Here is a 7993-nt window from a genome sequence, read left to right on the forward strand (position 1 = left end):
AGATTCCATGGCCGTTTCCGCGACGTTGCGGGGGACGATCCTCGAGATCATGGTCGATAATCCGCCGGTCAACGCGCTCGGCCATGCGATCCGCAAGAGTCTGCTGGAGGCGCTGGAAGCAGGAGCCCGGCAGCCGGAAGTCGAGGCGATCGTCATCGCCTGCGCGGGCCGGACCTTCTTTGCCGGAGCCGATATCTCCGAGTTCGGTAAGCCGCCGCTCGACCCTATCCTCCCCGACCTGTGCAACGCGATCGAGGCGCTCGGGACGCCCGTGGTCGCCGCGATCCACGGCACCGCGCTGGGCGGCGGGCTCGAAGTGGCGCTCGCCTGCCACTATCGGGTGGCGGTGCCGTCCGCCCGGCTCGGCTTGCCGGAGGTCAAGCTGGGCCTGATCCCCGGCGCCGGCGGCACGCAGCGGCTGCCCCGGCTGGTCGGCATCGCCGCCGCCACCGACATGATCCTCTCCGGCGATCCGATCCCGGCGGGCAAGGCGGCGGAGCTCGGCCTCATCGATCATGTCGCCGAGGGATCGCTGATCGAGGAAGCGCATCGCTGGGCGCAGTCCATTGCCGACCAGCGACCTCTTCCCCGAACGGGGGAACGGCCGACCGCTGGGGATGCGGCCGCGATCGACCGTTACGCGCAGGCCCATGCGCGCAAGCTGCGCGGCCAGACGGCGCCGCAGGCCTGTTTCGAGGCGCTTCGCGCCGCCATCGACCTGCCGTTGGCCGAGGGTCTCGCCACCGAACGGCGGCTGTTCCGCCAACTGGTCGATGGCGACCAGTCCGCCGCGCTGCGCCATTATTTCTTCGCCGAACGCAAGGCCGCCCGGATCGACGGGCTGGACGCCTCGATCGAGCCGCTCCCCATCGAGACGGTCGGCGTCATCGGCGCCGGCACGATGGGCGCCGGGATCGCCATGGCCTTCCTGTCGAAGGGGCTGCGGGTCGTCCTGCTCGAAACCAGCGCCGAAGCGCTCGACCGCGGTCTCGCCCATATCCGGCAGACCTTCGAAACCGGCGTCGCCAAGGGCCGGATGGTCCAGGATGACTGCGACCAGGCGCTGGCCCGGCTATCCACCGCCCTCGATTATGCCGCGCTCGGCAGCTGCGATCTGATCATCGAAGCGGTGTTCGAACTGATGACGGTGAAGCGCGAGGTGTTCGCCCGGATCGACGCGGTCGCGCGGCCGGGCGCGATCCTCGCCACCAACACCAGCTATCTCGACATCGACGAGATAGCCGCGGCGACGGGGCGGCCCGAATATGTCGTCGGCCTCCATTTCTTCTCGCCCGCGAATATCATGAAGCTGCTGGAGGTCGTTCGCGCCACCCGGACGTCGTCCCGCGTGCTGGCGACGGCGATGGCACTGGCCAAGCGGATCGGCAAGATCGCGGTCGTCGCCGGGAACGGCTATGGTTTCATCGGGAACCGGTTGCTCGCGCGCCGCCGCAGCGAGGCGTACGAGCTGCTGCTCGAAGGCGTCACCCCCTGGGATATCGACGAGGCGCATGTCGGCTTCGGCATGCCGATGGGCCCGTTCCGGATGTCCGATCTCGCCGGCGTGGACATCGGCTGGCACCGCGATCCCACGCGGGTGGAGAATGTCCGCGATGCGCTGTGCGCCGCGGGACGCCTGGGCCAGAAGGTCGGCAGGGGCTATTATGATTATGACGAGAAGCGGCAGGCGGCGCCGTCGGCGGAGGCACTGGCGATCATCGATGCCTTCGCCCGCAGCCAGGGCAGGACGCGCCGGGATGTTCCGCGCGACGACATTCTCGAACGGACGCTGTACGCCATGGTCGACGAGGGTGCGCGCCTGCTTGGCGAAGGCATCGCGCAGCGTGCCTCGGACATCGATGTGGTGTGGGTCAACGGCTATGGCTGGCCGTCCTATCTCGGCGGCCCGATGCACTGGGCGGAGCGCACAGGCCTCGCGCGCATCGTCGAACGGCTCCGGGTACATGGCATGCCGGTGGCCCCGCTGCTCGCCGAAAAGGCCTCTCGGGGCGAGCGTTTCGATGATCCGCAGGCGGCCTGACACTGAATCTATTTTAGACTTGAAATAAATCCGGAGGAGGCATAGGCCTGTTCCGACGGCAGATATGGAGAGCCTTGCATGAAGGTGGCATGCGTCGGCGGTGGCCCCGCCGGGCTATATTTCGCGATCTCGATGAAGCTTCGCGATCCGTCGCACGACATCACGATCTACGAGCGCAACCGGGCCGGGGATACCTTCGGCTGGGGCGTCGTCTTCTCCGACCAGACGATGGAGCATCTGCAGGCCAACGATCCGCAGAGCGCGCAGACGATGATCGACGAGCTCGCCCATTGGGACGACATCGAAGTCCATATCGAGGACGGCGACCGCAAGGTCAGCACCCGATCGGGTGGCCACGGCTTCATCGGCATCGGCCGCAAGCGCCTGCTCAACATCCTGCAGGATCGCGCGACCGAACTCGGCGTCAGGATCGAGTATCAGGTCGAGGTCGAGCCCGACAGCGACTTCCTGGCGGGCCATGACCTGGTGATCGCCGCCGATGGCCTGAACAGCAAGCTGCGCCGCCACTACGAGGACAGCTTCCAGACCGACATCGACGTCAAGCGCAACAAATTCGTCTGGCTCGGCACCCACCAGCGCTTCGACGCCTTCAACTTCATCTTCAAGAACACGCGCTTCGGCTGGATCTGGGCGCATGCCTATCAGTTCGACGCCAATACGGCGACGTTCATCGTCGAATGTTCGCCCGAAACCTATGAACGGGCGGGCTTCGGCGAGATGAGCCAGGCGGACAGCTGCCGCCTGTGCGAGGAAATCTTCGCGGATCATCTCGGCGGCCACGGGCTGATGACCAACGCCGCCCATATCCGGGGATCGGCGTGGATCAACTTCCCGCGGATCATCTGCCGCCAGTGGAGCCACGAGAACATCATCCTGCTCGGCGACGCCGCGCACACCGCCCATTTCTCGATCGGCTCGGGCACCAAGCTGGCGCTGGAGGATGCCATCAAGCTGGCCGAGGTCCTCAACCGGCCGGGCACGACCACCGGCGCGCTGACCGGGGCGCTCGCCGAATATCAGGAGGAACGCCAGCTCGAGGTGGTCAAGCTCCAGAACGCGGCGCGCAACTCGACCGAATGGTTCGAGCATCTCGATCGCTATCTGAAGATGGACCCGATGCAGTTCACCTACACGCTGCTGACGCGCAGCCAGCGGGTGAGCCACGAGAATCTGCGGATGCGCGACCCCGCCTGGCTCGCCGAGCTGGAGAAGAACCTCGCCGAGGCGGCATTCGGACAGCCGATCACCGGGCCGGTGCCGCCGATGTTCATGCCGTTCAGGATGCGCGACATGACCCTGCGCAACCGTATCGTCATGTCGCCCATGGCGATGTACTCCGCGGTCGACGGCGTGCCCGACGATTTCCACCTGGTCCATTACGGCGCGCGCGCGCTGGGCGGCGCCGGCCTGATCGTCACCGAGATGACCTGCGTCTCTCCCGAAGGGCGGATCACGCCGGGCTGCACCGGCATCTGGAACGATGCGCAGGTCGCGGGATGGCGCCGGATCACCGATTTCGTCCACCGTACCCCCGGCGCCCGTATCTGCATGCAGATCGGCCATAGCGGATCGAAGGGCTCCACCCGCGTCGCCTGGGAAGGGATCGACAAGCCGCTCGACGTCGGCAACTGGCCCGTCGTCGCCCCGTCGAACGTCGCTTATTCCCCCGAGAACCAGGTGCCGGTCGCGCTCGACCGTGCCGCCATGGACGCCATTCGCGACCAGTTCGTCGAGGCGACGCGGCGTGCGGAAGCCGCCGGGTTCGACATGGTCGAGTTCCATTGCGGCCATGGCTATCTGATGTCAGGCTTCATCAGCCCGACCCAGAACAGGCGCACCGACGACTATGGCGGCAGCCTGGCGAACCGGCTGCGCTACCCGCTGGAGGTGTTCCGCGCGATGCGGGCGGCATGGCCCGCCGACAAGCCGATGTCGGTGCGCATCTCGGCGCATGACTGGGTCGGCGATGACGGCGTCACCCCCGACGAGGCGGTAGAGATCGCCCGCGCGTTCAGGGAGGCCGGCGTCGATCTGGTCGATGTCTCCTCGGGTCAGGTCTCCAAGGCCGAGAAGCCGGTCTACGGGCGCATGTTCCAGGTGCCCTTCTCCGACCAGATCCGCAACGAGCTCGGCGTCGCGACGATGGCGGTCGGCAATATCTGGGAGATCGACCACGTCAATTCGATCATCGCCGCCGGCCGTGCCGATCTCTGCGCGATGGGACGCCCCCACCAGATGGACCCGAACTGGACGATCCACGCGGCCGCCGCTCAGCAGATCGACGACGCCCCCGTCCCGGTCCAGTACAAGAGCGGCTATTTCCAGGCGAAGCTGAACGCCAGCCGCGCCGGCCAGATGGCGGTCGTCAAGTGACGGCCGCCCGCCGGCATGCGCTGGTGACGGGCGGCGGCAGCGGCATCGGCCGGGCGGTGGCGACCGGCCTGGCTGAGGCCGGCTGGCAGGTCACGATCCTCGGCCGCAACGAGGAACGTCTCGCGGCGGTCGCCCGCGAGCATGACGGCATGCTCGCGCTCGGCTGCGACGTCGGCGACGAGGCGGCGGTCACGGCCGCCGTGGAGCAGGCGATCGGGCGCAACGGCCCGGTCGACCTGCTGGTGAACGGCGCCGGGATCGTCGAGACGGCGCCGTTCGCGAAAAGCCCGGATGCGCTGTGGGACAGGCTGTGGCGCACCAATGTGATGGGGGCTGTTCACGCCAGCCGGGCGGTGCTTCCGGCCATGCGCGCCCTGCCGGCCGCGCGGATCGTCAACATCGCATCCACGGCGTCGCTCAAGGGCTATGCCTATGTCAGTGCCTATACCGCAACCAAGCATGCGTTGCTGGGGATGACGCGGGCGCTGGCGCTGGAACTGGCCGGCACCGCGATCACGGTCAACGCAATCTGCCCTGGATATGCCGACACCGACATCGTCCACGACGCCGTCGCCAATATCGTCGCCAGGACGGGCCGGAGCGAGACCGAGGCGATGGCGACCTTCACCGGCGCCAATCCGCAGGGCCGGCTGATCGACCCGGCCGAGATCCTCGGCACGGTCCTCTGGCTGGCGTCCGACGCGGCGCGATCGGTGACGGGCCAGGCGATCGTCGTCGCCGGCGGCGAGATCATGTGAAGAAGGACCATGTCGATGTTTGACCCCGGCAGCTTCGCCCCGAAGCATTTCGCCTTCGCTTTCGCCGACAAGGTCGCCACGGTGACGCTGAACCGGCCCGAGCGGAAGAATCCGCTGACCTTCGAATCCTATGCCGAGCTGCGCGACATGTTCCGCGACCTCGTCTACGCGCCCGACGTCAAGGCGGTCGTGATCACCGGCGCCGGGGGCAATTTCTGCTCGGGCGGCGACGTGCACGAGATCATCGGCCCGCTGACCGGGATGGACATGACCGGCCTGCTCGCCTTCACCCGGATGACAGGCGACCTCGTCAAGGCGATGCGCAACTGCCCGCAGCCGATCGTCGCGGCGGTCGACGGCGTGTGCGCGGGCGCGGGAGCGATCCTTGCCATGGCGTCCGACATCCGCTTCGCGACGCCGGCCGCCAAGACCGCTTTCCTGTTCACCCGCGTCGGCCTCGCCGGGGCGGACATGGGGGCCTGCGCCATCCTGCCGCGGATCATCGGCCATGGCCGCGCCGCCGACCTGCTGTTCAGCGGCCGGTCCTTCTCCGCCGAGGAAGGGGAGCGCTGGGGCTTCTTCAACCGGGTGGTGGACGCCGGCGCCCTCCAGGGCGAGGCGACCGCCTATGCGGCGATGCTGGCGAACGGGCCGACCTTCGCCCATGGCATGACCAAGAACCAGCTCGACATGGAATGGGCGATGCCGATCGAGACCGCGATCGAGGCCGAGGCCCAGGCCCAGGCGATCTGCATGCAGACCCGCGACTTCGAGCGCGCCTACCATGCCTTCGTCGCCAAGCAGCGGCCGACCTTCGCGGGGGACTGACATGGCCGACCAGACCTATCTCTCCTGGCCGTTCTTCGAGCAGCGGCATCGGAGCTATGCCGCCGATCTCGAGGCGTGGTGCCGGACCCATGCCGATGCGCTCCACGCCGAGGGAAGCGATGTCGACGCCGACTGTCGCCATCTCGTCAAGCTGCTCGGCCAGGCGGATTTCCTGCGCGCGACGGTGCCGAGCAACCATGGCGGACTCAACAGCCCCGTCGACGTCCGCACGCTGTGCCTGTCGCGGCAGATCCTCGCCTATCATTCGGGTCTGGCCGACTTCGTCTTCGCGATGCAGGGGCTGGGCACCGGCGCGATCAGCCTGTTCGGGTCGGAGGCGATCAAGCAGGCCTATCTTCCCAAGGTCGCGGCCGGCGAGATGATCGCGGGCTTCGCCCTGTCGGAGAAGGAGGCGGGCTCGGACGTCGCGGCGATGACGACCAGCGCCCGCCGCGTCGAGGGCGGCTGGATCATCGATGGCGAGAAGACCTGGATCTCGAACGGGACGATCGCCGACCTGCTGACCGTCTTCGCACGCAGCGGCGAGGCGCCCGGCGCGCGCGGCATCTCCGCCTTCGCCTTTCCGACGGCTACCAAGGGCTTTTCGATCACCGAACGGATCGACGTGATCGCGCCGCACCCGCTCGCCACCATCCGCTTCGACGAGTGCTTCGTCCCCGACGACCATCTCCTCGGCGAGGCGGGACAGGGGTTCAAGGTCGCCATGGCTACGCTCGACATGCTGCGCTCGACGGTCGGCGCGGCGGCGCTCGGCTTCGCGCGCCGCGCGACCGATGAAGCGCTCGGCCGCGCCACATCGCGGGAGTTGTTTGGGGCGCCGCTGTCCGATCTGCAGCTCACCCAGGCCGCCCTGGCCGACATGGCGCTCGGCAACGACAGTAGCGCGCTGCTCATCTATCGCGCGGCCTGGGCCAAGGACCAGGGCCAGCCGCGCATCACCCGCGAGGCCGCCATGGCCAAGCTCCACGCCACCGACACCGCGCAGCTCACCATCGACAAGGCCGTCCAGCTGTTCGGCGGCGCCGGCGTGGTGCGCGGCAACATGGTCGAACGGCTCTATCGCGAGATCCGGGCGCTGCGCATCTACGAGGGCGCGAGCGAAGTCCAGAAGGTCGTGATCGCGCGCGCGGCGATTGCCGAAGCGCAAGGGAGGAAAGCATGAGAATCCTGCAGCCGGAGGGCTGGCCGCGCCCCAGGGGATATGCCAACGCGATCGAGGTCCGCGGACGCACGATCTATGTCGCCGGCCTGATCGGCTGGAACGAGGAGGAGACCTTTGTCGCCAAGGACCTTCCCGGCCAGTTCGAGCAGATATTACGCAACCTCGTCACGCTGCTCGCCGAGGGCGGCGCCCGGCCCGAGCATGTCGTGCGGATGACCTGGTACGTCACCGACAAGCAGGCCTATCTGCGCGAACTGCGCAGGATCGGCGAAATCTATCGCTCGATCATGGGCAAGGTCTTCCCTACCATGGCGGTCGTCCAGGTGGTCGCGCTGATGGAAGACGAGGCCCTGATCGAGATCGAGACCACCGCCGTCGTTCCCGACTGACGATTCACTCCGAGGATTCCGCCATGAGCCAGATGAGCCGCTTCGACTGGGCCGATCCGTTCCAGCTCGATGACCAGTTGACCGACGACGAGCGGATGATCCGCGACGCCGCCCACGCCTATGCGCAGGAACGGCTGCAGCCGCGCGTGATCAAGGCCTATGCCGAGGAACATACCGATCCGGAGATCTTCCGGGAGATGGGCGCGCAGGGCCTGCTCGGCGTCACCGTTCCCGATGAGTTCGGCGGCGCCGGCGCGTCCTATGTCGCCTACGGCCTGGTCGCGCGCGAGGTCGAGCGGGTGGACTCGGGCTATCGTTCGATGATGTCGGTGCAGTCGAGCCTCGTCATGTACCCGATCTACGCCTATGGATCGGAGGAGCAGAAGCGCCGTTATCTTCC

General features: G+C 67.6%; 7 protein-coding genes. All 7 read left to right on the plus strand.

Translation table 11 applies throughout. The features are described from left to right. Nucleotides 1-7: 7 nt before the first annotated feature. Nucleotides 8-2041, plus strand: a complete 2034-nt coding sequence (locus tag B5X82_RS20355) for a 3-hydroxyacyl-CoA dehydrogenase NAD-binding domain-containing protein (RefSeq protein WP_079650000.1) — start codon at nt 8-10, stop codon at nt 2039-2041. Nucleotides 2042-2119: 78 nt separating this feature from the next. Then, entirely contained in the window at nt 2120-4435 is a 2316-nt protein-coding gene (locus tag B5X82_RS20360; RefSeq protein ID WP_079650001.1) for a bifunctional salicylyl-CoA 5-hydroxylase/oxidoreductase, read from the plus strand. Continuing rightward, nucleotides 4432-5193, plus strand: a complete 762-nt coding sequence (locus B5X82_RS20365; RefSeq protein ID WP_079650002.1) for an SDR family NAD(P)-dependent oxidoreductase — start codon at nt 4432-4434, stop codon at nt 5191-5193. Before B5X82_RS20360 ends, B5X82_RS20365 begins: the two co-directional genes overlap by 4 nt. A gap of 9 nt (nt 5194-5202) precedes the next feature. Then, the gene (locus B5X82_RS20370; protein ID WP_079650003.1) at nt 5203-6021 is read left to right on the plus strand and encodes an enoyl-CoA hydratase family protein; all 819 of its coding nucleotides are present in this window, start codon (nt 5203-5205) and stop codon (nt 6019-6021) included. Nucleotide 6022: 1 nt separating this feature from the next. Further along, the gene (locus B5X82_RS20375; RefSeq protein ID WP_079650004.1) at nt 6023-7204 is read left to right on the plus strand and encodes an acyl-CoA dehydrogenase family protein; all 1182 of its coding nucleotides are present in this window, start codon (nt 6023-6025) and stop codon (nt 7202-7204) included. Beyond that, nucleotides 7201-7593: a RidA family protein gene (locus tag B5X82_RS20380; protein ID WP_079650005.1), complete on the plus strand. Its 393-nt coding sequence runs from the start codon at nt 7201-7203 to the stop codon at nt 7591-7593. The genes B5X82_RS20375 and B5X82_RS20380 overlap by 4 nt, the downstream gene beginning before the upstream one ends. 23 nt (nt 7594-7616) lie before the next feature. Further along, on the plus strand, nt 7617-7993 hold a 377-nt coding region (locus tag B5X82_RS20385; RefSeq protein ID WP_176152642.1), incomplete at its 3' end, for an acyl-CoA dehydrogenase family protein.

This window comes from Rhizorhabdus histidinilytica (assembly GCF_900167915.1).
Classification (GTDB): domain Bacteria; phylum Pseudomonadota; class Alphaproteobacteria; order Sphingomonadales; family Sphingomonadaceae; genus Rhizorhabdus; species Rhizorhabdus histidinilytica.